At 66.7% G+C, this 25,277-nt stretch carries 24 protein-coding genes and 3 tRNA genes; 14 read left to right on the forward strand and 13 right to left on the reverse strand.

Annotated features, from left to right (window positions below):
• The first annotated feature begins 1 nt into the window (after position 1).
• Positions 2-490 carry a response regulator gene (locus tag HMPREF3167_RS04905; RefSeq protein WP_062613003.1) on the forward strand — a complete coding sequence of 163 codons (489 nt, stop codon included), beginning with the start codon at positions 2-4 and terminating at the stop codon, positions 488-490.
• Positions 491-504: 14 nt separating this feature from the next.
• Here the strand turns inward: HMPREF3167_RS04905 and HMPREF3167_RS04910 are convergent, their stop codons facing one another.
• The 7 genes from HMPREF3167_RS04910 to HMPREF3167_RS04940 all read right to left on the reverse strand — a co-directional run bounded on the left by HMPREF3167_RS04910 (position 505) and on the right by HMPREF3167_RS04940 (position 8,206).
• Positions 505-1,311, reverse strand: a complete 807-nt coding sequence (locus tag HMPREF3167_RS04910; protein ID WP_201783140.1) for a HesA/MoeB/ThiF family protein — start codon at positions 1,309-1,311, stop codon at positions 505-507.
• Positions 1,312-1,318: 7 nt separating this feature from the next.
• Positions 1,319-1,579 carry a MoaD/ThiS family protein gene (locus tag HMPREF3167_RS04915; RefSeq protein WP_068539040.1) on the reverse strand — a complete coding sequence of 87 codons (261 nt, stop codon included), beginning with the start codon at positions 1,577-1,579 and terminating at the stop codon, positions 1,319-1,321.
• Positions 1,576-4,038: an HAD-IC family P-type ATPase gene (locus tag HMPREF3167_RS04920; RefSeq protein ID WP_068539039.1), complete on the reverse strand. Its 2,463-nt coding sequence runs from the start codon at positions 4,036-4,038 to the stop codon at positions 1,576-1,578. Before HMPREF3167_RS04920 ends, HMPREF3167_RS04915 begins: the two co-directional genes overlap by 4 nt.
• A 1-nt stretch (position 4,039) precedes the next feature.
• Positions 4,040-5,557 (reverse strand): DUF1846 domain-containing protein, encoded by a 1,518-nt coding sequence (locus HMPREF3167_RS04925; protein WP_349814161.1) that lies wholly within the window; start codon positions 5,555-5,557, stop codon positions 4,040-4,042.
• Positions 5,558-5,949: 392 nt separating this feature from the next.
• Positions 5,950-7,263, reverse strand: a complete 1,314-nt coding sequence (gene brnQ, locus HMPREF3167_RS04930; protein ID WP_070445828.1) for a branched-chain amino acid transport system II carrier protein — start codon at positions 7,261-7,263, stop codon at positions 5,950-5,952.
• 288 nt (positions 7,264-7,551) lie between these two features.
• A tRNA-Ser gene (locus HMPREF3167_RS04935) sits at positions 7,552-7,640 on the reverse strand.
• Between the two features lie 116 nt (positions 7,641-7,756).
• Positions 7,757-8,206 carry a nucleoside deaminase gene (locus HMPREF3167_RS04940; protein WP_068539038.1) on the reverse strand — a complete coding sequence of 150 codons (450 nt, stop codon included), beginning with the start codon at positions 8,204-8,206 and terminating at the stop codon, positions 7,757-7,759.
• A 56-nt stretch (positions 8,207-8,262) separates the two neighbouring features.
• Here HMPREF3167_RS04940 and upp point away from each other — a divergent pair, with 56 nt between their 5' ends.
• On the forward strand, positions 8,263-8,901 hold the full coding sequence (gene upp / locus HMPREF3167_RS04945) for a uracil phosphoribosyltransferase (protein WP_062612995.1): 639 nt from the start codon (positions 8,263-8,265) through the stop codon (positions 8,899-8,901).
• The gene (locus HMPREF3167_RS04950) at positions 8,901-9,926 is read left to right on the forward strand and encodes an alpha/beta hydrolase (RefSeq protein ID WP_062612993.1); all 1,026 of its coding nucleotides are present in this window, start codon (positions 8,901-8,903) and stop codon (positions 9,924-9,926) included. The genes upp and HMPREF3167_RS04950 overlap by 1 nt, the downstream gene beginning before the upstream one ends.
• A 101-nt stretch (positions 9,927-10,027) precedes the next feature.
• On the opposite strand, the gene HMPREF3167_RS10110 is transcribed toward HMPREF3167_RS04950, so the two are convergent.
• A complete protein-coding gene (locus tag HMPREF3167_RS10110) occupies positions 10,028-10,156 on the reverse strand; it encodes a hypothetical protein (RefSeq protein ID WP_256359270.1) in 129 nt (42 codons plus the stop codon).
• Between the two features lie 115 nt (positions 10,157-10,271).
• On the opposite strand from HMPREF3167_RS10110, the gene HMPREF3167_RS04955 reads away from it, so the two are divergent.
• Together HMPREF3167_RS04955 and HMPREF3167_RS04960 are read left to right on the forward strand one after the other, a co-directional pair.
• Positions 10,272-11,129 (forward strand): DUF5926 family protein, encoded by an 858-nt coding sequence (locus tag HMPREF3167_RS04955; protein ID WP_068539037.1) that lies wholly within the window; start codon positions 10,272-10,274, stop codon positions 11,127-11,129.
• A gap of 61 nt (positions 11,130-11,190) precedes the next feature.
• Positions 11,191-11,961: a glycosyltransferase gene (locus HMPREF3167_RS04960; RefSeq protein WP_068539036.1), complete on the forward strand. Its 771-nt coding sequence runs from the start codon at positions 11,191-11,193 to the stop codon at positions 11,959-11,961.
• Between the two features lie 86 nt (positions 11,962-12,047).
• On the opposite strand, the gene HMPREF3167_RS04965 is transcribed toward HMPREF3167_RS04960, so the two are convergent.
• Positions 12,048-14,294 carry a hypothetical protein gene (locus tag HMPREF3167_RS04965; protein WP_070445831.1) on the reverse strand — a complete coding sequence of 749 codons (2,247 nt, stop codon included), beginning with the start codon at positions 14,292-14,294 and terminating at the stop codon, positions 12,048-12,050.
• A gap of 50 nt (positions 14,295-14,344) precedes the next feature.
• Here HMPREF3167_RS04965 and pheA point away from each other — a divergent pair, with 50 nt between their 5' ends.
• Positions 14,345-15,280, forward strand: coding sequence for a prephenate dehydratase (gene pheA, locus HMPREF3167_RS04970; protein WP_062612985.1), 936 nt, complete (start codon positions 14,345-14,347; stop codon positions 15,278-15,280).
• A gap of 58 nt (positions 15,281-15,338) precedes the next feature.
• Here pheA and HMPREF3167_RS04975 read toward each other — a convergent pair whose 3' ends face one another.
• On the reverse strand, positions 15,339-16,550 hold the full coding sequence (locus tag HMPREF3167_RS04975) for a diacylglycerol/lipid kinase family protein (protein ID WP_068539034.1): 1,212 nt from the start codon (positions 16,548-16,550) through the stop codon (positions 15,339-15,341).
• Between the two features lie 216 nt (positions 16,551-16,766).
• On the opposite strand from HMPREF3167_RS04975, the gene serS reads away from it, so the two are divergent.
• The 8 genes from serS to HMPREF3167_RS05015 all read left to right on the forward strand — a co-directional run bounded on the left by serS (position 16,767) and on the right by HMPREF3167_RS05015 (position 23,376).
• Positions 16,767-18,050, forward strand: a complete 1,284-nt coding sequence (gene serS, locus HMPREF3167_RS04980) for a serine--tRNA ligase (RefSeq protein WP_062612981.1) — start codon at positions 16,767-16,769, stop codon at positions 18,048-18,050.
• Between the two features lie 2 nt (positions 18,051-18,052).
• Positions 18,053-18,916 (forward strand): HAD family hydrolase, encoded by an 864-nt coding sequence (locus HMPREF3167_RS04985; protein ID WP_062612979.1) that lies wholly within the window; start codon positions 18,053-18,055, stop codon positions 18,914-18,916.
• A gap of 173 nt (positions 18,917-19,089) precedes the next feature.
• Positions 19,090-19,180 (forward strand) — tRNA-Ser (locus HMPREF3167_RS04990).
• Positions 19,181-19,469: 289 nt separating this feature from the next.
• Positions 19,470-20,828 (forward strand): MFS transporter, encoded by a 1,359-nt coding sequence (locus HMPREF3167_RS04995; RefSeq protein WP_070445834.1) that lies wholly within the window; start codon positions 19,470-19,472, stop codon positions 20,826-20,828.
• The gene (locus HMPREF3167_RS05000) at positions 20,825-21,427 is read left to right on the forward strand and encodes an ArsR/SmtB family transcription factor (RefSeq protein ID WP_070445836.1); all 603 of its coding nucleotides are present in this window, start codon (positions 20,825-20,827) and stop codon (positions 21,425-21,427) included. Before HMPREF3167_RS04995 ends, HMPREF3167_RS05000 begins: the two co-directional genes overlap by 4 nt.
• Positions 21,428-21,439: 12 nt before the next feature.
• Positions 21,440-21,982, forward strand: a complete 543-nt coding sequence (locus HMPREF3167_RS05005) for a GNAT family N-acetyltransferase (protein ID WP_070445839.1) — start codon at positions 21,440-21,442, stop codon at positions 21,980-21,982.
• A 62-nt stretch (positions 21,983-22,044) separates the two neighbouring features.
• Positions 22,045-22,133 (forward strand) — tRNA-Ser (locus tag HMPREF3167_RS05010).
• Between the two features lie 160 nt (positions 22,134-22,293).
• Entirely contained in the window at positions 22,294-23,376 is a 1,083-nt protein-coding gene (locus tag HMPREF3167_RS05015; protein ID WP_068539029.1) for a tyrosine-type recombinase/integrase, read from the forward strand.
• 302 nt (positions 23,377-23,678) lie between these two features.
• Here HMPREF3167_RS05015 and HMPREF3167_RS05020 read toward each other — a convergent pair whose 3' ends face one another.
• From HMPREF3167_RS05020 to HMPREF3167_RS09830, 3 genes are all read right to left on the reverse strand, one after another.
• Complete coding sequence (locus tag HMPREF3167_RS05020) at positions 23,679-24,158, reverse strand: helix-turn-helix transcriptional regulator (RefSeq protein WP_068539028.1); 480 nt, start codon at positions 24,156-24,158, stop codon at positions 23,679-23,681.
• Positions 24,159-24,249: 91 nt separating this feature from the next.
• On the reverse strand, positions 24,250-24,453 hold the full coding sequence (locus tag HMPREF3167_RS05025) for a hypothetical protein (protein ID WP_068539027.1): 204 nt from the start codon (positions 24,451-24,453) through the stop codon (positions 24,250-24,252).
• Between the two features lie 448 nt (positions 24,454-24,901).
• A partial coding sequence (locus HMPREF3167_RS09830; protein WP_168160825.1) for a hypothetical protein occupies positions 24,902-25,277 on the reverse strand: 376 nt, incomplete at its 5' end.

Genomic DNA, 25,277 nt, shown 5'->3' on the forward strand with positions numbered 1-25,277 from the left:
CATGAAACTTGCAATTCTCATCGTGGAGGACGAGCCGGAGGTGCGCGCCTCCATCGAGCGCGACCTCATCGACTTCGCTGACGTGGCTCGTATCGAGCCCGCCGAGGACGTCGAGGACGCCTGGGAGGTGGTGGACGACATCGACGAAGACGGCGACGCGCTCGCCCTCGTCCTGTGCGACCACCGCATGCCCGGCACCACCGGCGTGGAATTCCTGGTGCAGATGATGGACGACGATCGGACCGTGGACACTCGCAAGGTGCTCGTGACCGGGCAGGCCGACCTGTCCGACACGATCCGCGCCGTCAACGACGCCGACCTCGACCACTACATCGCCAAGCCCTGGCAACCCGAGGAGTTACGCGAGACCGTGCGGCAGATGCTCACCGATTATGTGGAGGTCAGCGGGATTAATCCGCTGCCGCACCTGGCCGTACTTGACCCGGAGCGTGCGATGGAGCTGGCGCGGGACTTCTCGATCGCCGACTAGCCGGTGCCGGGCGGTCAGCGGGGGCCGAAGGGGATCTCCTGCGTGCGGCCGGCGAGCACGTCGATGAAGAGGACGCGCCCAACCAGCGGGTGGCCAGCCCCGGTGATGAGCTTGATGGCCTCGGCGGCCATGACCGCGCCCGTCTGGCCGGGCGCCGCGCCCATGAGCCCCACCTCGGCGGTGGTGGGCAGGGAGCCGGCGGGAGGTTCAACGGGGAAGAGGTCGCGCAGACAGAGCCCGTCAGGACCGGGGAATCCGGCGGCCACGGCCCGCGGCCCAGTCCAGAACACCGACACTTGGGCCTGCCAGCCCAGCAGCGCACCCCACACCACGGGGATGCCGGCACGCGCGGCAGCATCGGAGATGAGGAACCGGGTGGGCAGGTTGTCCGTGCCGTCCAGCACGAGGTCCCAGCCGGCCAGCACCCCATCGACGTTATCCTCCGTCAGCCTCACGGGGAAGGTCTCCACAGCAAGGCCCGGGTTGAGCTCCTTGAGCCGACGCGCCGCCGAAGCCACCTTGAGCTCCCCGACCGCGGCGGTCGAATGGATAACCTGGCGTTGAAGATTGGTGAGGTCCACGCGGTCGGCGTCCACGACGCCGACCGCGCCCACTCCCGCCGCCGCCAGATAGAGCAGCGCTGGCGATCCGAGGCCTCCGGCCCCGATCATCAGCACCCGCGCCCCTAGCAACCTCCGCTGTCCAAGCTCGCCGATCTCCGCCCGCGCGATGTGGCGCGCGTAGCGTTCCCGCTGGTCGAGGGTCAGTTCGGGGCCTGGCTCCACGAGCGGGGCGATCATCCCAGCCGAACTGCTCTTCACGCCCACCTCAGCCTCCGGCGAACGGGGGTAGAACGTCCACGCGCGGGTCGTCGGGGAGGACGGCCTCCCGCTCGGCGTGCTTGCCGTTCACCAGGAAGGAACACAGGCCCAGGACGCGGGTGAGGCGGTCGGGGTCGGCGGGGGCGACGGCGTCGTGAACGCGCGCCGCCAACTCCTCGACCGTGGCGCCCTGCGGGACCTCCACGGTGGCGGTGTCGGTGCCGGCGGCGTCGGCTGCCGCGGCGAAGAAACGAAGCTCGGCGATCATGCACTCTCCTCGAAAAACGGTTCGGGCTTCCACAGGGGCGTGGGCTCGTCGGCGCGCGCCCGGATGATCCACCATAGCGCCTCGACCGCGAGCGCGCCCGCCAAGCCGATCAGCGTGGCTTGCCACATCATGGGGCCGTTGGAGGAGTCGAGCATGAAGATGCGCTGCGTGAGGTCCCAGTTGAAGATCACGCCGTACCCGACCAGCGGCAGCACCACGAGCGCGAGCTTCCACGCAGAGAGCGGGCGGGCGATGCAGAACAGCACCCAGGACGAGGGGATGATGAGGGCCACGAGCGCCGCGGTCGACTCTTGCACGTGCACGTCCGGCACGTCCCACCCGGAGGCAACCATGTAGGCGAGGAACGACGTCGTCCCGACCACCACCCCCGCCGGCACCGCGAAGCGCAGCACGCGGCGCACGAAGTGTGGCCGCGCCCGGTTGTGATTCGGGGGCAGAGCGAGGATGAAGGCGGGGATGCCGATGGTGAACCAGCCGGTGATCGTCACGTGGATCGGCATGAAGGGGAAGGGCACGGCGGCGAGGATCACGAGGATCGCGAGGAAGGCGGAGTAGATCGTCTTCGTGAGGAAGAGGTTGGCGACGCGCTCGATGTTGCCGATTACGCGCCGGCCCTCGGCCACGACGTGCGGGAGGGTGGCGAAGCGGTTGTCAAGCAGGACGATCTTGGCCACCGCGCGGGTGGCGGCGGAGCCGGAGCCCATGGCGACACCGATGTCGGCGTCTTTGAGGGCGAGGACGTCGTTGACGCCGTCGCCGGTCATGGCCACCGTGTGCCCGTTGGATTGGAGGGCCTTGACTATGTCTTGCTTCTGGTCGGGGCGTACGCGCCCGAACACGCGGTTGTGCTCGATGGTGCGGGCGAAGTCGTCCGGCTCGATGTGGCGGGCGTCGACGGGCGTGCCCTGCTCGACGCCGAGGCGCTCGGTCACGGCCCCCACCGACGCCGCGTTGTCGCCCGAGATCACCTTGACTTCTACGTCCTGCTCGGCGAAGAACTCGAGGGTGGCGCGGGCGTCGGGGCGGATCTTCTGCTCGAAGATGATGAGGGCAAGCGGAGTCACGACGCCGGGCGCGCCTTCCTCGCCGACCTCCCGTTCGGCCCTTCCCAGCATAAGGACGCGGCGGCCCGTGGCCCCGATCTCCTCAGCGCGTGCGGCGGCAGGGTGGTCGCCGCCGAGGACATCCGGGGCGCCCATAACGTACGTGACCCTGTCCGGCCGAGCGAACGTGGCCCCCGACCACTTCGTGGCCGAACTGAACGGCGCCCGCTCGGCCACCTCCCAGGCCTCGCCCTCCACCGAAAAGTGCTCGGCGATGGCTTGCGCGGTAGCGTTCGGGTCCGGGTCGGTAGCCACCAGCTGCGCCAGGATCTGGGCGCACTCGCTTTCCTGCGCGTTCGGCTCACCACGGCCGACTGTGCCGTCGGCGCCCTCGGCCCCGCCGTCGTGCCCCGCACTGTCGACGCGAGCCGCGCGGCCGGCGTCGTGAACAACCTCAAGTTCGGCGAACACCAGCGTGTTCTCGGTCAGCGTGCCGGTTTTGTCGGCGCAGACCACGTCCACGCGCGCCAGCCCCTCGATCGCGGGCAGCTCCTGGACCAGGCACTGCCGCTTGCCGAGCCGGATCACCCCGAGCGCGAACGCCGTGGACGTGATGAGCACCAGGCCCTCCGGCACCATCGGCACCAGCGCGCCCGTGATCTCCAGGACCACGGCGCGGTAGCTGTGGACGCCGTCGCTGGTCTGTGAATAAATCGTCAGCAGGCCCACGGGGATGAGCACCCACGTGATGTATTTCAGGATCGTGTTGATGCCCGCCTGCAACTCCGAACGCGCGAGCGAAAACCGGGAGGCCTCCGCGGCGAGCTTGGCCGCGTACGAATCCGCGCCGACCTTCGTCACCTCATAATCGCCCGACCCGGACACGACAAACGACCCCGACATGATCGGATCCCCCGGCGCCTTCCGCACCGCGTCCGACTCTCCCGTCAGGTTCGACTCGTCCACCGACAGGTAGTCCGAGGCGCGCACCACGCCGTCGACCACGATCTGGTTCCCCGCGCCGACCCGGACGACGTCGTCGAGCACCAGCTCCTCCTGGGCCACCTCGGTAAGCTCGCCGTCGCGCCACACGCGCGGGCGCTCCTCCCCCACGATCACGAGGGACTCGAGCGTGCGCTTCGCGCGCAACTCCTGGACGATGCCGATGCCGGAGTTCACCACGATGAGCAGGCCAAACGCGCCGTTAATGAGCGATCCGGTGGTCATCACCATGACGAACAGGACGAACAGGATCGCGTTGATCCGCGTGAAGACGTTCTGGCGGACGATCTGCCCCACGGACTTGCCCGTGCGCGGGGGGAGCTCGTTAGCGCGGCCGTCACGACGCCGTTCCTCAACTTCCGCCGACGTCAAGCCGAGCGTTGTAGCTGGCATGCTATCTCTTCCTGTAAAGGGTCTTGCGCTGGTAGTGCGGCTCGGACGTGACGAGGATGCCCAAGTTGCGGAAAATCCCCTCGTCCACCGTGCCCAGGATCGTGGTGGTGTGCACGTCGCAGCCCTCAAGGTTGCGCAGCTGCTCAAGCGCGAGGCGGGCCTCGGGCGACGTCGACGCCGACACCGACAGCGCGATCAGCACCTCGTCCGTGTGCAGGCGCGGATTACGCGAGCCGAGGTGCTCGGTCTTCAGGGTCTGGATCGGCTCGATTGACTCCGGGGAGAGCAGGTGCAACTCCGGATCGATGCCGGCCAGGTGCTTGAGGGCGTTGAGCAACATCGCCGCCGAACAGCCCAGTAGCGGGGAGGTCTTGCCCTGGATGATCGTGCCGTCGCGCAACTCGATCGCGCAGCCCGGCTCGCCCGTCGCCTGCTCAATCGCGAGCGCCGGCTCCACCACGCGCCGCTCCTCCGCCGTGATCCCGGCCTCCGCCATGATGAGCGCAATCCGGTCCGACTGCGCCGGCTCCAGGTCATTCGCTGCCTCATCCACCAGCGCCTTGTAATACCGGCGCACGATCTCCTGGCGGGAGGCGCGCCGGACGGCGTCGTCGTCGGAAATGCACATGCCCACCATGTTCACGCCCATGTCCGTGGGCGACTTGTACGGCGACTCGCCCATCATCAGCTCGAGCAGCGAGCGCAGCAGCGGAAAGACGTCCACGTCGCGGTTGTAGGACGTGACCTGCTTGCCGTAAGCGGCGAGGTGGTAGGGGTCAATGACGTTGTTGTCCTCGAGGTCCGCGGTCGCCGCCTCGTAGGCCAAGTTCACCGGGTGCTCCAGCGCGATATTCCAAATCGGGAAGGTCTCGAACTTGGCGTAACCGGCCGGGACGCCCCGCTTGAACTCGTGGTAGATCTGGGAAAGGCAGGTGGCGAGCTTACCCGATCCCGGGCCGGGCGCCGTGACCAGGATGAGATCGCGGGAAGTGCGGACGTAATCGTTGCGGCCCAGCCCCTCATCCGACACGATCAGCTTCGTGTTCGACGGGTAACCCGGGATCGTGTAATGGTGGGCCACCTTCAGGCCCAGGCGCTCCAGCCGGTCCGAGAACTGGTGCGCCTGGCGGTTACCCGCCTCAATCTGCGTCATCACCACGTTCTCCACCAGGAACCCGCGCTCGCGGAACACGTCAATCAGGCGCAGCACGTCCTCCTCGTACGTAATCTGCAAGTCGCCGCGCTTCTTCTGCCGCTGAATGTCCTTCGCGTTGAGGCAGACCAGGATCTCGATCTGGTCCTTGATCTGCTCCAACATCACGATCTTGTTGTCCGGCGTGAAGCCGGGCAGGACGCGGGCAGCATGATTATCGTCGAAGAGCTTGCCGCCCATCTCCAAGTAGAGCTTCCCGCCGATCCGCTCACGCCGCTCACGAATGTGGGCCGACTGCATATCAATGTACTTGTCCCGATCAAAACCGATCGACGACGGGGTTGGGCCGGACAAATCTTGCGACACAGTTACTCCTTCACGCCTCGCACGCTGGGGCCGCGGCTTTGGGGCCGCCGCACCTCCCACAGCACACCGCCCTGGGCGGGTGGGGTGCCGGATCACGCTTTGGGTCGCGTGGCCCGGAACCGTGCCGGAGCAAAAGTTCGCGCACCACGCGACCTTCAACCGTCCTAGTCTAAACGCGACCGCCCCGCCGTGCGAAGTAGACCGGGGGATGACCTCGGGGCGCGCGTTCTTTCGTTTCTCGTCACCAAAAGGGTTTTGTGCACTCCAAAATCGGCCGTTTAAGTGACGCGAAAACACTGTGCGTGACGAGAAACGCAGGGCAGGGGTTCGGTGGCGGCTAGGCGCGGCGGGGCGACGTCGTCGGGCGGGTTGGCGTCGGCGACAGGTGGCGGCTAGGCGCGGCGGGGGCGACGACGTCGGGCGTCGAGAATAAAGCCGATGACGATGGCCGCGAGGGCGGGGGTCGTCCAGCCCATCTGGAGGTCGGAGGCGGGGAGGGCGTCGACGGCGGGTTTGATCGCGAGGAAACACTCGGAGGCGGCGATCAGGCCGGCCTCGGCGAACGCGACCACGGCGGCGGCGAGCGCGCCGAGCTTGTACGCCCAATCAAGGGCGAAGGGCAGCGCCAGCTCGACCAAGCCCAACACCACGATGACGATCGCGATCGGGTAAATGAACTGGTTGAGCGGGGCCACAAACTCGAGAATCCGCTCCAGGCCAAGGTTCGCGAGCGCCACCGACACCACGATCTGCACCGCGATCACCACCGGGCGCGGGACCACGCGCAGGAGCCGGGTGAAGTAGGCGGTGGAGGCGGTGAGGAGGCCGATCGTCGTCGTGAGGCAGGCGAGCAAAGTGATGATGCCGAAGATGACCTGGCCCATCGAGCCAAACATCTGGCCCGCCACGGACGCGAGCAGCTCCGCGCCATTCGTGAAACCCATGCCCGCCTGGCGCGCGCCGATCAGGGCCAGGCCCACGTACACCACGGCCAAGCACGCCCCCGACACCAGGCCCGCCTTCATCATCCCACCAATGCGGGCGGCGCGGGTGGCGGCGCCGCGCTTCTTCAGTTCCGTCACGATCACGACACCGAACACGAACGTGGCCAGCACGTCCATCGTGTAGTAGCCCTTGATCATGCCGCTGGTCAGCGACGACGGCTCCGTGGACACCGCGTTCGCGATCTGCGGCAGGCGGATGAGGGCCCCGACGATCAGGAGCGCGAGGAAGCCCAGGAGGAGCGGGGTGAGGACGCCGCCGACGCGGTCCACGACCTTGCGCGGATTGACCAAGTACAGCGTGGAGACCGCGAAAAACACCAGCGTGAAGACGAGGAGAGGCGTGCCGGAGGTGTGGGCGGCGTCGGAAACGAACGGGCGAGTGGACATCTCGTAGGCGACCGTGGCCACGCGCGGCACAGCGTACAGCATGCCCGTCGACAGGAAGATTGCCAGCGTGAACAGGAAGCCGGCCGGTCGACCGATGCGCATCGCGACGCCGCCGGCCCGGAGCTCGCCGGCCGTTTCGGTGGCGTTCACCACCATCGCTAAGACCGGTAGCACGACGCCCGTCAGCAAGAAACCCAGGAGGACCGCCGGGAGGTGGCCGACCGAGTTCGCGCCGATCATCACCGGGAAGATCAAGTTGCCCGCGCCGAAGAACATGGCAAACAGGGCGAAACCGACGATGACGGGGGTGGGCATCTTGCTCGTTGGTGTTGGCGTGCTCACTGTGTGTCCCCTCGTTGTGTAGTTGTGCAAGTGGGCCGGTTGGCCGGGTGGGCCGGTTGGGCGGGCCACTCCCCCGTATGGCAGGCTACCCCGCGAGCCCGGGCTGACCGTAGATCACTGGTCGCAAGTACCACATGATGTTCGCCATGTTTACCGGAGAAATCGCCCGGTCCGCCGGCCCCAGGCTTGACCCCGGGCTTGACCGGGCGTCGTCGGGCATGAAAAATCCTCCGGCGCGGGCAAACCCGTACCGGAGGACTCTGGCGGTGGAGGCGGGATTTGAACCCGCGGTAGCTATTAACTACACAGCATTTCGAGTGCTGCACCTTCGGCCGCTCGGACACTCCACCTCGGCACGCCATCTTAACCGAATTTCGTGCCGCTGAGCAATTCGCCCTCGGGGTGAGCCGCCCCACGGCCCGCACCCCGCGTCGCGAGCCGGCTCGAACACCCGGCCGGCCAGCCCTTACACCCGCCGCGCGGCGAACCACTCCCGCAGCTGCCGCCCCGCCTGTTCCTCGGCCACCCCACCGAATACTTCGACTTCGTGGTTGAGGCGGGCGTCGCGCAGGACGTCGCGGACGGACCCGGCGGCGCCGGCCTTCTCATCCCAGGCCGCGAACACCACCCGCGAGATCCGGGCGTTTACGATCGCCCCGGCACACATCGTGCACGGCTCGAGCGTCACATACAGCGTGCACCCGGCCAGGTTCCACGAGCCGCGCGCCCGCCCGGCCTCGCGCAGCGCGTTGATTTCGGCGTGCCCGGCCGGATCGTGGTCGATCTCACGGGTGTTGACCCCGCGCCCGATCTCCCGTCCGGCCTCGTCCACGACGACGGCGGCGACGGGGACGTCGCCCTCGGCCCCGGCGCCGCCGGCCAGCTCGAGCACCAGGTTGATCCACGATTTTTCCATACCGACATCGTATCGATCCAGAAACGCAACCGCCCTGAACGCGGTAGATTAGAGCTATGAAACTCCAGGTTATTGATCACCCGCTCGTCTCCCACAAGCTCACCGTGTTGCGCGATAAGAAGACACCCAGCACGGTTTTCCGCCAGCTTGTCGAGGAGCTGATCATGTTGCTGTCCTACGAGTCCACCCGCGACGTGGAGGTGGTGGACAAGCAGATCGTCACCCCGGTTGCTCCGATGACGGGCCGCGCGATGGCCACCCCGGCCCCGATCGTCGTGCCGATTTTGCGCGCGGGCTTGGGGATGCTCGAGGGCATGATGAAGTTGATGCCCACGGCCGAGGTCGGCTTCCTTGGGCTCAAACGCAATGAGGAGACGCTGGAGGCAGTCACGTACGCGAACCGCCTGCCGGATGACCTGACGGGCCGCCAGTGCTTTGTGCTCGACCCGATGCTCGCCACCGGCCACACCCTCATCGCGTCGATCGATTACCTGCTCGAGCGCGGCGCCCGCGACGTCACCGCGATCTGCATCCTCGCCGCACCGGAGGGCCTCGCCACCCTCGAGGAGCACCTGGGGGATCGCGCGAACGTGCGCGTGGTGGTGGCCGCCGTCGACGACCACCTCAACGAGAAGGGCTACATCGTCCCCGGCCTGGGCGATGCGGGCGATCGCCTCTACGGCGTCGTCGACTAGTGGCCGCCCCCGCGCCTAGCTGGCTCGGCTCCCCCGGCCCGGACTACCTGGGCCCGTCCTGGCGCGCCCGGAGGATTTATCTTCGCGACGACGACGGTGGTGCCCCTCGCGCCCACGGCTCGACGTGCGGCGGCACTGAGTTCGCCGTGTTGGTCCATGAGGTCGATGCCGCGGACCTGGTCGCCCGAACGGGCATGGCGGCCCTGTGGATCCCGGGCTTCGTGGACACGTTTTTCCACGTGGAGCATGCCGCGGCGTGGCGGGAGGCGGGCGTGGCCCTGGTGGGCCTGGACATGCGCCGGGCGGGCCGCGCGCTCATCGGCTGGCACCGCGACGACATCCGCGACATGTCCGTGCGCAACGAGGAGATCGACCGGGCGATTGAGGTGCTGCGCGCGTGGGGCGCGGACAAGGTGATCCTCATCGGGCATTCGACGGGCGGCCTTCAGGTGCCGATCTTCGCGGCGGCTCACCCTGGCGCGGCGGACGCGATCATCTTGAACTCGCCCTGGTTTGACCACAACGGCCCGGACCTGGAAAAGAAGCAGCTCACCGCCCTGGTGGACCGGGTGGGCGCGCGGCTACCGCTGTTGCGGATCGGCAAGCTCGACCCCGCCTACGCCCGCCGCCTTCACGTGGACTACGGCGGCGAGTTCCGCTTCGATCCAGCCCACAAGCCCCTCGACTCCGTGCCCGTGCTGGCCGGGTTCTTCAGGGGCGTGCGCCGGGCGCAGGCCCAGCTCGCGGCCGGATTGGCCATCCCGACGCCGATCCTCGTTGCCCATTCGAGCGCCTCGGGCAACCCTAAGAAGCCCACCGGCGCCGAGCTGGACAGCACGGACGTGGTCCTCAACGTGGGCGACATGGTCCGCCTGGCCCCGAAGCTCGGCCGGAACGTCGAGCTGTTGGCGGTGCCGGGCGGCCGGCACGACCTCTCGCTCTCCCCTGCCCCCGCGCGCACGTTCTACACCGAGCGCACGATTTCCTGGGCGCTCGACGCCACCAGCACCGCCACGCGCTACTGACCCTCGTCATATGTCAGGACCCTGTAGCTTTTCGTTGCCAAAATCGGCCGATCCGGCCTCAGAGTCCTGAGATTTGACGGCCAGCCACGCGGGCGCCGTTGTTACCGGTTATTCCACCAGCGCCGCGCAAGGACCCCGATGCCGAACGCGACGGCGAAAATGCCGACATACTGGATGATTTTGACGGCGGTAGGGTCAGCGGAGGTGGCCATAAAGATTGCAAGATTCACAAGCCCAGTCTATCCACAGGCGCCCGCCGCCGCCCGAAGGCGGCCAGCGCATTTGCTAGTCTTGGTCCAAACGCGCCCGCATCGGCGCCGCGCACCGACAGAACAGGAACTTTTGATGGGCAAGTCCAGCCGCCGTAACAAGGAAGCCAAGCCGAAGAGGCCCCGTATCCAGTTTGTTGACCGCCCGTTTGAGGGCCTGCCGTTCGAGGCGGAGCTGGTGGCGATGCGCGAGATCATCCCGGCGGCCACGCTGACGGTGATCACCACGCCGGAGTACGGCTCGCGCGAGGTCACCTTCGTCACTATCCTGCCGGGCATGGGGGCGGCGCTGCGCCGCAAGAACGGCGAAGTTCTGGTGGCGGTGCAAGCGGTGACGTCGTCGGGAGATGCGTCGCTCGACATCGCAGACCGTCTGGTCAAGGCGCTCGAGCTGGAGCCGGGAGAGTCCATCCTGCACGCCGACCTGCCCGAGCCCGGCCCGCGCCTGCAGGACGTGCTCGATGCGGACAGCGCCGGCGAGCTCACGATCCTCGATTCGTTCGAGTACTGGGTGGACGCGGAGGACGCGCAGGATCCCAACGTGCAGGCCGCAATCCAGCAGACCTCCGACCAGATGGTCCCCACCACCCAGGTGGAGGGCGTGGAGGGCGCCTACTGGTGCCGCATGCAGCGCGAGTTCCTGCGCTGGGTGCGCCCCGAATCGGAGGATAAGGTGCTCGACGGCCTTGCCCGCCTGCACTTCAAGCGCGAGCTCACGTTTGACGACGCCCGGTTCGTCGGCGCCTTCCGCGCGCTCGGCCTGCTCATCCCCGTCTTCGAGCTGGCCCCGGGCACCGAGGCGGAGGAGCTCGAGGGCCCGCTGGCCAACTTCGAGAAGGTGCTGATCGCTGCGATCACATCCGACGAGCCGCTCTCCCCCGAGGAGCGCCGCACCCGGTCGGGCATCATTTCCCGCCAGGTGACTCTGCGATAACTTCCTGCACGTTCGCGCATTCCTTTGCACATTCTTTACCTGGAATGGTTAGACTTTACGTGTGAAGGGCGAACGTGTAGCAGTCGTTATTCCGGCCAAAGATGAGGCGGAGCGCATCGGCGCGACGATCCGTGCCGCGCGCGCCATTCCCAAGGTTGACCTCATCGTGGTGGTGGACGACGGCTCCGACGACGACACGCGTTCCGTCGCCCGCGCCGCCGGCGCCACGGTGGTTCGCCACTCGGTCAACCGTGGCAAGGCCTCGGCACTGGAGACGGGCGCATCGGTGGTGGCGATGCGCGACGCCGAAGACGCCACGCCCCGCACGCTCCTCTTCCTCGACGCCGACCTAGGCGACTCCGCCATCGAGTGCGCCCCTCTGGTGGCGCCCGTGCTGGCGGGCGAGGTCGACATGACGATCGCCTACCTTCCCCCGCAGGCCGGCGCCGGCGGGCACGGCATGGTGACCGGGTACGCGCGGCGTTGGATCAAGAAGCTGACGGGCTGGGAGGCGCAGCAACCCCTGTCCGGCCAGCGGTGCCTCACGCGCGAGGCCGTGGAAGCTGCTCACCCGCTCGCCCCGGGGTGGGGCGTGGAGGTCGGGATGACGATCGACCTGCTCACCCAGGGTTTCACCGTGCAGGAGATCGCGTGCAAGCTTTACCACCGGCCCTCGGGCAACGACCTCGCGGGTCAGTTGCACCGGGCCAGCCAGTACGCCGACGTCGTCCGGGCCGTGACCGCCCGCCGGATGCGGGGCGTCCGGGTCCATTCGCGCAAGCGCTCCGGGCAGGTTCCCGAGCCGGGCGTGCCGTTCCGCGCCGTCAAGTAGGGTGAGCGCGGGCCGGCCCGTTACTAACTAGCGAATTTGGGCCCGAAACCGCCGGTTTTTCGAACGAAACTGCTCACACTCACCAGTTAGCCACGCGCGTGCTCTTTGGACAGGGGCGTTTCGAAGACGTTGCGCCCGTAGCGCTCGTTTTCGGTGCCGTCGAGCCCGGCGATCACCCACAGGCCGCCCATGTAGATCCCGCCGATGAGCGGGATGACCAGGCCGGAGTCGTTGATGAGCATGGCGATGAGTAGCGTGGTGATGGCGGCAATGGCGCCGGCGCGCAGTTCGGGGAAGTCGGTGCGGTCGCGCAGGGGATCGAGGCCGGCCCGACGCACGGCCACCACTACCCCGGTCAACACCACTGCGGCCACAATCCAGCTGGGCCACGGCACCTGCGTGAAGAGCTGGTGGGCTTTGCGCGCCACGACGTCGAGCGCCTGCCCGTCGAGGAGGGATTGGAAGAAGTGGCCGAGGTGGGTGGGGTCGGGGCGGAGCCAGTCGAGCCAAGAGATCCCGACCGCGAGCGCGGCCGCCGCCACCCCCACCACGATCACCCGCAGCGGCGTGATCCGCACGCCTCGCATCATGAGGATGAGGAGCAGGAAGCCGATGAGTAGTGGGGGCGGGCCGCCGAAGTCGGCGCCGATGTGTGGGGCGCCGTTGATGAAGATCGCCACGGATCCGAGCAGGCTCACGACGCCGACCGCGATCCACCTCCCCGCCAGCACGCGGGCCGCCACCACGGCGAGGAAGATCATTGACACAGCCCAGATGGCGAAGGGGGCGTTTGAGATGCCGTAAAAGCGCCCGCCGGATTGGGGTTGGTCGCCGAGCACGGAGCTGGCGTGCAGGTGGGAGCCGAGCATGGCGTCCACGCCAATCACCACCGCGGTGAGGCACGCGATGAGGACGGGGCCGAGCGCGATGGCGGGTAGGCCGCCGGCGTCGGGGGCAGTGAGGACGTCGCTGGTCTGGCCGGTTTCCGCCTGCTCCTCGGCGAGCCGACGCCGGGTGGCGCGCCGCACCACGAGCATCGCCAGTTCCGCGATGGCCAGGGCAATGAGGATGACGCCGACCGTGAAGCTGATCGTGGAGAAGCGGCCGGCCCGCCACCAGGGCAAGAGGTTGATGAGGAAGGAGGCCACGGGCATGGCGGCTACGACGCCGAGGGCGAAGACGTGGTGGAGGCCAAAGCGCCCGCCGCGGATCGTGATGATCATGGCGGCAAAAATGAGGGCGGCCCCGAACACGAAGAGGAGGTAGAAGAGGACGACGACGGCGCGGGTCATGATCGCGCGGTCGTTGGCGTCGACGAGGGTGGCCGGCCCGGCGTCGGAGGCGAGGAAGGTGACGGCGGCGCCGGCGGCGGTGGCGGGGGCGGTGAGGCCGAGGGCGTCGAGGATGGCGGCGTGGACGTCGACGTTTTGGATGAGGCCGCCCTTGCGGGTGGACGCCGAGGTGGCGAGCCCGTGGTGGGATTCGCCGATCACGGTTTCAAGGAAGATCTGCAGGCGGGCGGCGCGCCGGTCGGAGTCGCCGATGGAGGACACGATGAGGGTGGTGCCGGGTTCGAGGGTGGCGATGAGCTCGCCGAGCTGGCTGTCTATCGTTTCGGCGACCGCGCGGGTGTGGGCCGACACCTGGCCGGGCGGGACGAGCGCGGCCTCGAGGTGGGAGGAGGGGGTGGTGTCGCGGTGAGCGCTGCCCAGGTCGATGACCACGAGGTCGGCGTCGCTGACCAGCTCGTAGGCCTCGACCACCTGGTTGACCGTGCCGTAGGAGGAGACGGCGAGAGCGGGGCCGAGGGGGCGGCCGTCGTCGTCGGCGATGGCAACCGCGCCACCGCCGCCGATGGAGGCGACGCTGAGCCCGGCGTCGGTGACCGTGGTGGCGAGCGCGCCGAAGGCCGGGCGGAGCGGGTTGGATTCGTTGTGTTCGAGGAGCGTGTCCCACACGCCCAGGCGGCCGTCCTGGCTGAGGCTGCGCCCTACGAACGTGCCGCCGTATTCCTGGCAGGGCTGCTGGGAGTCGGCGAGGCCTCGCGTGCGCACGCCCGTGTTCAGCGTGGCCCAGCCGGCGAGCGAGCAGGTGGTGAGGTCGAAGGTGCGGACGGAGACGTTGGCGATGGCGGAGTCCTCGGCGAGGGCGAGGAGCGTGGGGGTGCGCGGGCCGACCGCTTCCCACGGCAGGCCGGTCATCCCAACGAACACGACCTTGTTACCGCGCGGCATCGGCTCGGGGTCGGGGCGCAGGAGCGGGAGGAGGATCGAGGCGAGCAACGCGAGCGCCGTGCCCACAACGATCGCGATGCCGGCGCGCCCGAGTCTCATGCTTTTTGCCATGAGATTTAGCCTAGCGTGCCCCGGGTAGACTAGCGGCCATGAGCAAGCTTCGTTTTTCGTTTCTCGGCCCGCGCGGCACGTTCACCCAGCAGGCGCTGAACGAGATCTCCACTGAGGAGGAGTCGGTCCACATTCCCGCGATCGACTCGCCGCGCGCCATCAAGATGGTGCGCGCCGGGGAGGCCGACTACGCCGTGGTGCCGATCGAGAACTCGGTGGAGGGCGGGATTAACGCCACGCTCGACACGCTCGCCGCCGGCTCCGACCTGCTCATTTACGCCGAGGTGCTGGTGGACATCGCGTTCACGCTTGCCGTACGGCCGGGCACGAAGATGGAGGACATCACCCACATCTCCACCCATAACGCCGCGTGGACGCAGTGCCGCAACTGGTTGGGGGAGCATCTTCCCGACGTCGTCCACCTGCCCGCGTCGTCCACCGCGGCCGGCGCCGAAAAACTGGCGCGCGAGGAGAACCCGGGCTTCCAGGCCACGCTCGTGTCGAAGCTGGCCGCCCAGCAGTACGGGCTGGAGTCGCTGTCCGACGCCGTGGCCGACAACCACGACGCCGTCACCCGCTTCGTCCTCATCGGCAAGGCCGGCAAGTTACCCGAGCGCACGGGCGCGGACAAGACCACGCTCATGGTGCAACTGCCCACCGACGAGGCCGGCGCCCTGCTCAACATGCTCGAACAGTTCAAGGCACGCGGGGTGAACCTGTCGAGGATCGAGTCGCGGCCGATCGGCGATTCACTCGGCCGGTACGCCTTTTCCATCGACGCCGAGGGGCACCTCATGGACGAACGCATCCAGGCCGTGCTACTCGGCTTGCACCGGGTGTGCCCCAAGGTGACGTTCCTCGGGTCCTACCCGTCCGCGGCCCACAAGAGCATCCGGCTGCGGCCCGGCACCGCCGACGACGACTTCATCGGCGCCCGCGCCTGGGTCGACGCACTGGTGGAGCGCTCGCTGTAGGGCTTACCGGGCCCGCGGATGTGGCGGGCGGTCAGCGCGGGCTCGCGCGCCGGGCGCGTTACACCACGCGCACGCGCAGCGCGCCCTTGTCGATGTAACCGGAGATCGTGGTGGCGGCGCCGAGCACGTCGCCATCCACCTGGACAAGTTGGGCGGATTCGGCCACCACGGTGGCCGAGCTGATGCGGTGAATGTGGAGGTCCCCCGAGGGCTGCACCCCCGGCATGCTCACCGGCTTTAGGCCCAGCCCGTTGAAACCGACTTTGCGCGCCACGTCCACCCAGCCGATGAGGCCGCGGCGGATGTCGAGCACTCCGAGTTCAAGCCACCCGTCATCCGGGCGGGTGTGCGGGTCGAGGAGCAGGCCGCCCACCAGCTGCCCGCAGTTGAGCAGCATGACCGAGCGGGCCTCTACCTGCACCGGCTGCCCCTCCTGACCAGCGGTGATCGTGGCCGACATCCTGTCCGCGCGCAGGTACGGCATCGCGGCCTTGACGTAGGCCAGCCAGCCGATCTTGGCCTTTAGCTCCGATTCTTCATCGGCAGCCGCCATGATGTCAGCATCGAAACCCAAGCCGGCCACCACCAAGAAGGCATACTTCCCCGGCTTGGCCGCCTGGGAGGCATCGGGATCCGTGGACTCGCCAGCCCCGGGCGCATCCGGCGCGGGCGGCGCCGGGGCGCCCTCGGGGATTTCCAGCCACCCCACGTCAATCGTGGTCTCCTGCCCGGTCAGCGCGGTGACTGCCATGCGCCGGGCGGAGGTGAACGGCAGGTCAAGATTGCGGGCCAGCAGGTTGCCCGTACCCACCGGGAGCAGGCCGAGCGGCGTGCCCGTGCCGGCCAGCACCTCGGCCACATTGCGCACCGTGCCATCCCCACCCGCGGCGATCACCACCGAGGCGCCCATCTCCAGCGCCTGGCGGGTCTGCCCGCCGCCGGGATCCTCCGCGGTGGTGGGTAGCCAGATCGGCTCCGGCAAGTCCGCATCCGCGGCGACTCTGGCCAGCAGGGTCTTCAGGTAGTCAAAATCCGTCTTCTTCGTCGGATTAAAGACAACCACAGGGCCCGCCTGCTTCCCGGGCGGGGGCTCCGCCTCCGCGGCGCCCCCGCCCGGATCCACCAGCTCCCGCAGCGCGTCAATCTCCGCCTCATTCGCATCACACTTGAGGCGCAAGGAATCGGCCGACGAATTCACCCGCGCCGCCGACCACAGCGCAAAAAGCCCGACCACCAGGCCGAGCACTCCGACAACGATTCCCCAATCCATGAAATCATCCTATCCCCACCCTCCGACAATTCTTCCCCGGCCCGCAAATGCGCCCTTTCTCCCGGTCCGCCCGCGTCGCAGGCGACGCAAGCCGCGCCCAACGCCACCACAACGGGGAGCGCAAGCCGGCCGCCGTCGTCCCTCACACCCCGCCCGCGCACCGAGCGTTCCGGACGTCAATTGCCCCGTTCGTAAGCCAAGGCATATCCTTGAGGCATGATCGATATCCGCACCATCCGCGACAATCCCGAACAAGTAAAGGCCTCCCAGCGCGCCCGCGGGGCCGCGGAGTCCGACGTCGACTCCGTGCTCGCCGCCGACGAGGCCCGCCGATCGTCGCTCCAGGAGTTCGAGGACCTGCGTGCGGAACAAAAGGCGCTCTCCCGCACGGTTGGCAAGGCCAGCCCCGAGGAACGCCCCGCGATCCTGGCCAAGGCCAAGGAAATGGCCGAACAGGTCAAGGCGCTCGAAGCGAAGTCCGACTCCGCCGCGGCCGCCTTCCAGGAGGCCATGCTCAAGCTGCAAAACATCATCGTCGACGGCGTGCCCGCCGGCGGCGAAGACGACTACGTGGTGCTGCGCGAGGTCGGGAAAATCCGCGACTTCGCCGCCGAAGGCGTGCAGGTCAAGGACCACCTCGACGTCGCCGAGGGCATCGACGCGCTTGACATGGAACGCGGCGCGAAGGTCTCCGGCGCGCGCTTCTACTACCTCACCGGCATCGGCGCGCGCCTCGAACTGGCGCTGCTCACCATGGCCGCCGACCAGGCCGAAGCCAACGGCTTCAAACTCATGAACACGCCCACGCTGGTCAAGCCGGAAGTCATGGGCGGAACCGGCTTCCTCGGCGCGCACTCCGACGAAATCTACTACCTCCCCGCCGACGACCTCTACCTCACCGGCACCTCCGAAGTGGCACTCGCTGGCTACCACGAAAACGAAATCCTCGACCTCACCGCCGGCCCCAAGCGCTACGCCGGCTGGTCCACCTGCTACCGGCGCGAAGCCGGATCGCACGGCAAGGACACCCGCGGCATCATCCGTGTCCACCAATTCAACAAGGTGGAAATGTTCTCTTTCTGCGACGCCGCCGACGCCGAAGCCGAGCACGCCCGTTTCCTCGGCTGGGAAGAGGACATGCTCGCCAAGGTGGAGCTGCCCTACCGCGTGATCGACACCGCCGCAGGCGACCTCGGCGCCTCCGCCGCCCGCAAGTTCGACTGCGAGGCCTGGTTGCCCTCCCAGAACCGCTTCATGGAGGTCACCTCCACCTCGAACTGCACCACCTTCCAGGCGCGCCGCCTCAAGATCCGCCAGCGCGGGGAGGACGGGATGGAGGCCGTGGCCACCATCAACGGCACCCTCGCCACCACCCGCTGGCTCGTGGCCATGTTCGAAAACCACCAGCAGGCCGACGGCTCGCTCTACGTGCCACACGCGCTCCGACCCTACCTGGGCGGACGCGAGGTCATTGAGCCGGTCCGGGGGCTGCAGGCATAACAATGCGCGAGCTAAGTGACGCCCTTTCCGGCCTCGCGGCCGGACCCGATCTGCTTATCGGGCTCGACGTCGACGGCACGATCTTCCACCACGACACCTCACTCTCGCCCCGCGTCCGCGACGCGATCCTCGCCCACGTAGCCGCGGGCACGCACGTCGTGATCGCCACCGGGCGCGGGATCGCCGGCACGCAGCTGGCGCTCGACGCGCTTGGACTCAGCGGCGTCTACGCCGTGTGCTCGAACGGCGCGATCATCGCCGCGTTCGGCGAGGACCCGGGGCTCGCGCCCACCACGCCCGTCTCCCCCGACATCACCGACCGGGCCGTCCACATCGTCCGCGTCCACACCTTCGACCCCAGCGCCGAAATCGCCAAAGTCCTCGTAGGGCTTCCCGACGCCGCCATTGCCGTCGAGTCCATGAGCTCCGCCACCCGCATCTCCGCACCCTTCCCGGTCGGCGAGCTCTCCGGCAACGTGGTGCTCTCCGCGCCTGACCAGCTGGTGGGCCCCGACACCACGCGCGTCACCATCCGCGCACCCCACATGACCGCCATGGAACTGCTCGACGCCATTGAGGCGCTCGGGCTACGCGGCATCGAGTACGCCGTGGGGTGGTCGGCGTGGATGGACCTCGCACCCGCCGGGATCTCCAAAGCCGTGGGGCTCGCCGACGTGCAAAAGATCGTGGGCGCGCGGCGGACCCTGACCGTCGGCGACTCCGGCAACGACTGCGAAATGCTCGCCTGGGCCGACACCGGCATCGTCATGGCCAATTCCCGCCCCTACATTCGCGAGTTCGCCGACGCCATGGCACCCCATGTCGACGACGACGGCCTGGCCGTCGTGCTCGAGGCCCTGCTGTAGGCGGGGCTGGCCTGACGCCTTTCTTTCCACCACCTGGCTCCTTTCTCCCCTCATTATCTACTTCGTCCCGCGTGTCCTTCTCCCCTGGCCGGGCGAATTGGACGGCAGTTTTTGGCAGGGGGTCGGCCAACGTGCCAGAATGACACGTAGCTCGCGCGTGCGGCGCGAGCGCTGGAGGGTTGTCAGAGCGGCCGAATGAGGCGGTCTTGAAAACCGTTATACGGCGATCCCGTATCGGGGGTTCGAATCCCCCACCCTCCGCCACCGGCCCGGAAAGGGCGACGCCTCGCCCTTTCCGGGCCTCCTTCTCAGCGTTCATGGCTAACGCCGTGACTGACATGCTCGCGGGCGCGGTCGGGCAGGGCGCCAAGGCTCGCGTAGACAAATCATGAGGATTTGCTCCGAATGGCCGATTTTGGAAACGAAAACTCTCAGACTCACGAGTTAGCCACACCAACCCGCTAGCAGCCCACTTCCAGCGCACTCCACCCTTTAACACCCCATTAATTCAACTTTATTTGCACAATTATAATTGCCGCATTAGGCTGGTCCCATGATCACCCCAGATACCGCACCCACCACCCAAACCCCAACCCAATCCCTGTGGCGCCAGCACGACTACCGAGCCTGGTTCGTCGGCGACACCTCCTCTCAGCTCGCCGGCGCCCTGCGCGCTTTTGCGCTTCCGCTCGCAGTCGTCGCCCTCACCGGCTCGGCCACGCAGGCGGGCCTCATCGCCACGGCCTCCCAGGTCATCGGCATCATTTGCATGGTGCCGGGCGGCGTGATCGCCGACCGGGTGGACCGCCGCAAGATCCTCTACCTCTTTGCCACGCTCGGCACGGTCATCTGGTCAGCGGTCGCGATTCTCTTCGTCACCGGCGCCCTCAGCTTCCCCGTCCTCATCACGCTGACCTCGCTGGGCGCCATCAACGCCGGCCTGTTTGGCCAGGTCACGGACGCGATCCTCCGCACGCTTGTCCACGGCGAGGACCTCGTCAAGGCCAGCGCCGCCAACCACGGCCGCGACGCCACCATCGAACTCGGCGCCCCACCCATCGGCGCCGCCCTCTACGCCCTGGGCGCGTGGGCACCCTTCGCCGCCTCAGTTGTCGGCTACCTCCTCCTTGGCCTGTGCGGCTCCCTCATCCGCCGCGACCTCCGCCCGCGCACCACCCCCGCCGAACCGGCCACCCCCGCCGAACCAGCCTCCACCACAGCACCTGCCCCGGCCACCACCCGCGTCGACGACGCCACCGGCCCGACCGTCGTCGTGAAAGCGTGGACCACCTTCACCACCGACGTCCGCGACGGCTTCGCCTACCTGCGCGAACACCCCACGATCTTGCAATTGCTGGCACCACTGTCAGTGGCGAACATCGGGTTCCTCGGCGCGCAGCACGCGATCACGTACGCGCTGGTGCTGGACGGCCGGTCGCCGGGCACAATCGCGGGCTATAACATGGCGATCGCGGTGTTTGCACTGGTCGGATCCGCGCTGGCGGGCCGGTATTCGAACCGCTTCCGCACGGGGCGGGTGTTCACGGTGGCCATTCCGGCGTCGGCGTTGGTGCTGATCCCGGCGGTGTTCAGCCGCGAGCTCGTGGTGATCATCCCGTGCATGGGCCTGTACCTCATGGCCGCGATCACCACTGCGGGCCACCACTCCATCATTTTCTCCACGGCGCCCGACCACATGCAGGGCCGGCTATGGGCGGCGTTTGGGCTGATCACGTCGTTGCCGATGGCGGCCGGCCCCACCCTGGCCGGCGTGCTGCTCGACCGGGGTGCCTACAGCGTGGCTATGGCGGCGTTCATCGTGGCGATGGTCGTGCCTTTGCTCACCTGGTCGGCGATGCCGCGGGTGCGCTCGCTGCCGCGCCCAGGCGAGTGGTCTAATGTGGAGCTATGACGAACATAGCCACCCCGGAGGTCGTGGCCGCGCTGGCCAATCCCGTGCGGCTCAAGCTCCTGTACGAGATCACGGCAGCCGGGCGCGCCCGCACCTCCGACCTCGCGCAGGCCGTGGAACTCGCGCCCAACAAGGTCTCCTACCACCTGAAGAAACTCGGGGCGGCCGGCGTCGTGACCAAGCAGCCCGGCGACGACGCCCGCGAAACCTGGTGGTCCGCCGTCCCGGGCGGGTGGCAGGTCGACGACCCGGAGCTCGCCCCCGGCCTCACCGCCGCGCTCACCCTCCTCGACCAGCACGTCCGCGACCGCTCAGAGGCCTTCGCCGCCCAGCAGCGTGACGCCGGCGTCGTCCTCCCCTTCGCCAACGGCGACACCGTCCTCACCCTCAGCCTCGACGACGCCCGCACACTCGCCGACGAACTTTCCGCACTTGTCGAGCGGTATGTGGGGCGCCCGGCGACGCCGGACGAAGACACCCAGCCGGCAGGCACCGGGCCAGCCGACGCCAAGCCCGCCGATGCCGGGCCGGGCGCGATCCGCTACGACTTCCGATTCTCGCTCCTGCCGATTGGATACGCCGCGCCCGCCAAGGAGTAGAGGTAAGCGAACATGACACTTGAGACCGAACGACTACTCTTGCGCCAATGGGAAGAACGCGACGCAACCGACCTCTTCCACTACGCCAGCGCCCCCGCCATAGGTCCGATGGCCGGGTGGCCACCGCATAAGAGCGTTGAGGAAAGCCTCGGAATCATCAGAAACTTCCTGGACGGCCCGGAGACGTATGCCATGTGCCTGAAAGATGACGGCAGACTTGTCGGATCTATCGAACTCAAGGTCGACAGCAAGGACACACCCGCCGACGAGTGCAACCTCGGCTTTTGGATCGGCCAACCGTACTGGGGCCGTGGGCTCACACCGGAAGCCGCCCGGGAGATTCTTCGCCACGCCTTTGAAGACATCGACATCACTAAGGTCTGGTGCAGGTTCTACGACGGCAACACCCAGTCAAAGCGCGTCCAGGAAAAGCTCGGCTTCGTGCATGTTGAGACTCTCCACGACGTCGACATCCCGCGGTTACACGAGAAGCGAACCGTTCACGTCAACGCGATGACCAGGGACGCATGGCTTGCACGACAGCGACGCGCCTGACGGCGCCGGGGCGGCGGTAAATTGGCGCCGCCCGGGCGATATCCGCTATTCTGATCAAGCCTGGAGATGTGGCTGAGTGGTCGAAAGCGCTCCCCTGCTAAGGGAGTAGCCGTGGAAACGTGGCTCGCGGGTTCAAATCCCGCCATCTCCGCAGGTAGCCCCGCCGGATCGTTGATCTGGCGGGGTTTTCGTTGTTTTGACGGGGAAAAGCCACTGTTTTGTTTTGTGGTCTTTTGTGGTCTGATATGGTGTTTTTTGGGCCCCTAGGGTGCAGATAGGGTCACCGTCTCCAACACAGCAAGGGTGCAGATATGGCTAGATCAATCTTCGGGACAATCCAGAAAACCGCGTCCGGCCGATGGCGCGGCCGCTACCGCAAAAACGGTCACACCATCTACACACCCACCATGCGCACCAAAACCGAGGTCCGTCACCTGCTCGACCAAGCCCACGCCGAGATCACCCTCGGCACATGGGAATCCCCCACCCAGAAGAAACGGGCGACGATGACCTTCGACACATGGGCTGATGAATGGCTCGCCAGCCTCGAAGCGCGGCAGAAATCCGTGAACACAATTCGCGCTCACACCTCCAGCCTCAAAGTCCACATTCGCCCCATCGTCGGGAACATCCCGATCAAAAGCATTACCCCAACACATGCCGAAAAGGTCCACCAGACCGCGCTCGCGAAAGTCTCACCCGTGACCGCACAAAATGTGATGCTGTGCTTCTCGTCGTGCATGGCCGCGGCAGTGAATGCGAAACTCATCACAGACAACCCCGTGCGGTTACAGGGCACGCGACACCGGTACCGGCCAATGCGTGAAAAAATCGCCCTAGAATCAACACAAGTTGACGACCTCTTGGCGGCCACGCCCGGCAAATGGCGGCTCGGAATCCTTCTCATGTCGTTCGGGTGCCTACGCTATGGGGAAATGGCGGCACTGACCACCAACGACATTGACGTTGAGCGCCTGCTGGTGCGAGTGAGTAAATCAGTCAAGCGTGATAAGCATGGTGGCCTAGTCGTGGGTGAACCGAAATCCGAGGCCGCCTACCGCACGGTCGCCTTACCAGAACGGCACCGGAAAACTGTCGAGGACCACCTGCGCCTATTCGCGGGTGATAATCCCACCGGTGCGCTTTTCTGGCGGGAGGGCTGGATTTCAAATGATGTGTGGAATCGGGTGATTGGTGAAGCCGCTCAGGCGGCACAGCTACCTGCCTCGTTGCGTTGTCATGATCTGCGGCATACGGGCTTGACGTTGTATGGGCGAGCTGGGGCGACGCTGGCGGATTTGATGGCTAGGGCGGGGCATACGGATGCGAAGACGGTGATGGTGTATCAGCATTCGAGTGCCCGGCGGGATCGGGAGCTGGTCGACCGGGTGTAGTGGGCATGAAAAAGCGGCCCCCGTCCAGCGCTCGAAGATTCGGCGCTGGGCGGGGGCCAGAGTGGGGTAGCCGGTTAGATGTCTACCACGACGGTGTTGTCCTCGGGTGGGGCGGTTGCGGTGGTGTGGCGGGCTGTGAGGGTGAGTAGGTGTGCGAGGGTGCGCAGGTAGATGGTCATGGGGGCTAGTGTGGCTTCCGGGCGCGTGCGTGGGCCGTCTGAGCATGAAGAAGAGGCCCCACATCAGACTCTTGCCGATGTGGGGCCTCGTGGTTTCCTCTGGGAAGGTGAGGAGTGGGCGGCTTACGCCATAGCGGGCGCTTTGCGGTTTGCCAGCCAGTTTTCGACGGCGTGGCGGGAGTAAAGCGGTCCCTGGCCGGTTTTGATCACCGGTTTGGGGAACGTGTCCATGTCGGCGAACTGGCGTGCGCGCTGACGGGAGACGCCTTCGATCTTTGCGATCTCTGCATAAGAAACGACCTCGGGGTAGATCGGTTCGGAGAGTTCGCGATCGAATTCTTCGGTGGTCTGGATGTTGATTCCTGTAATAGTGGCCGTCACGTTCACGCTCGTGAACGCGTCGGTAATGCGGGTTGTTGCGGTGGTGAATGCTTCAGATGCGGTCGAAGCATCGACGGTTACGGCGACGCTTCCCGCGTCGAAAGCACGTGCCACGCTCATGACGGCAGCAAGGTCTTCCAGCTTCGTCTCGACATCGAAAACGGTGTCAAGGTCGAGCTTGGGGGTTGCTGTGAAGCTTGCCGCGATATGCCACGTGCTCATTGCGTTGTCTCCTTTCTTTTTGTTTTCCACTTCGGGTTAGGTAGTGTGCGGGGTAGAGATTCTTTCTGCTTTTTCTCTACCCCGCCCACTGTCACCTTCCCCTGTATTCGAATCCGGAGCGACGGAGCTGGGCGATCATGTTCTGCCACGAGCGGCTTCCCCGAGCCGTTTTGTGGATGGACACCATCGGTTTCTCCTTGTTGGGCGGGACTGCCATGATTCCTCGTGAGGATTCGCGGATTTCCCATCCCTGCCGTTCCAGTTCTTTGAGAAGGACTTTCAGGTCATTGACCATCGGACCTCCTTATTGTGGAAGACAAAGCCGGTTGCCTTGTCGGTGACAAGTATACACACTTCGCTTGTCAATGACAAGGCCATTTATTGTGTCCAGACACCAACTCTCACCCTCGGGCGGTTTCTTTTAGAGGTCGGCGGGGTTTACCCGGCACGTGGTGCCGGTGGGGGCTGATAGCAAAAAGGAATGGCCCCGCAGTTGTCCGGGTTTTCCGAACAACTGCGGGGCCTTAGGGTTTGTCTTCATTCGCGCAGAATGAAGCCTTTTCTAGAATTCTGCGCCTGTATACGACTCACTGGCGTCGTCAGGCTCACTCGTGACTTCAGGTAGCCCGCCACGAGTGCAGGGATCTGCTTGATGCGATTGTGAAGGTTTATCAGCATTTGAGCGCTCGGCGGGACCATGAACTCGCCGAGAAAATGTGAGACCAAAAAAGGGCCACAACCGGCTACCCGATATCCACCACGACCGGGTCACTCACAACCCCACCATCACCATCATCATCAGTGGCGGCGGGTAGGCCCACAGCATCCAGTGTGCGGTCGGCGTCGTTAGGACGATCTCCCACCTTCACCCCCTGGGCCTCAGTATGGACACCGGTGGCAAGGAACGGGGCAAGCCGTTCGACGACCTCGTTCACACGCGGCCGGGTCATCAGCCACGTGTAGAAACCAGTGGCCACAATCCACAGGCCGTACGCGATAGACTCGCGCATCGCGTCACCATATTCGCTCAGGTCAACGCCGATGGAGCGCCCGGCGAGCCAGATAACCCCCATCGTGGCCATGCCGGCCAGGGCTTGGAAGATCGTGCGGATAATAGCC

The organism is Trueperella sp. HMSC08B05, assembly GCF_001808405.1.
In the GTDB taxonomy this organism is placed as follows: Bacteria; Actinomycetota; Actinomycetes; order Actinomycetales; family Actinomycetaceae; genus Trueperella; species Trueperella bernardiae.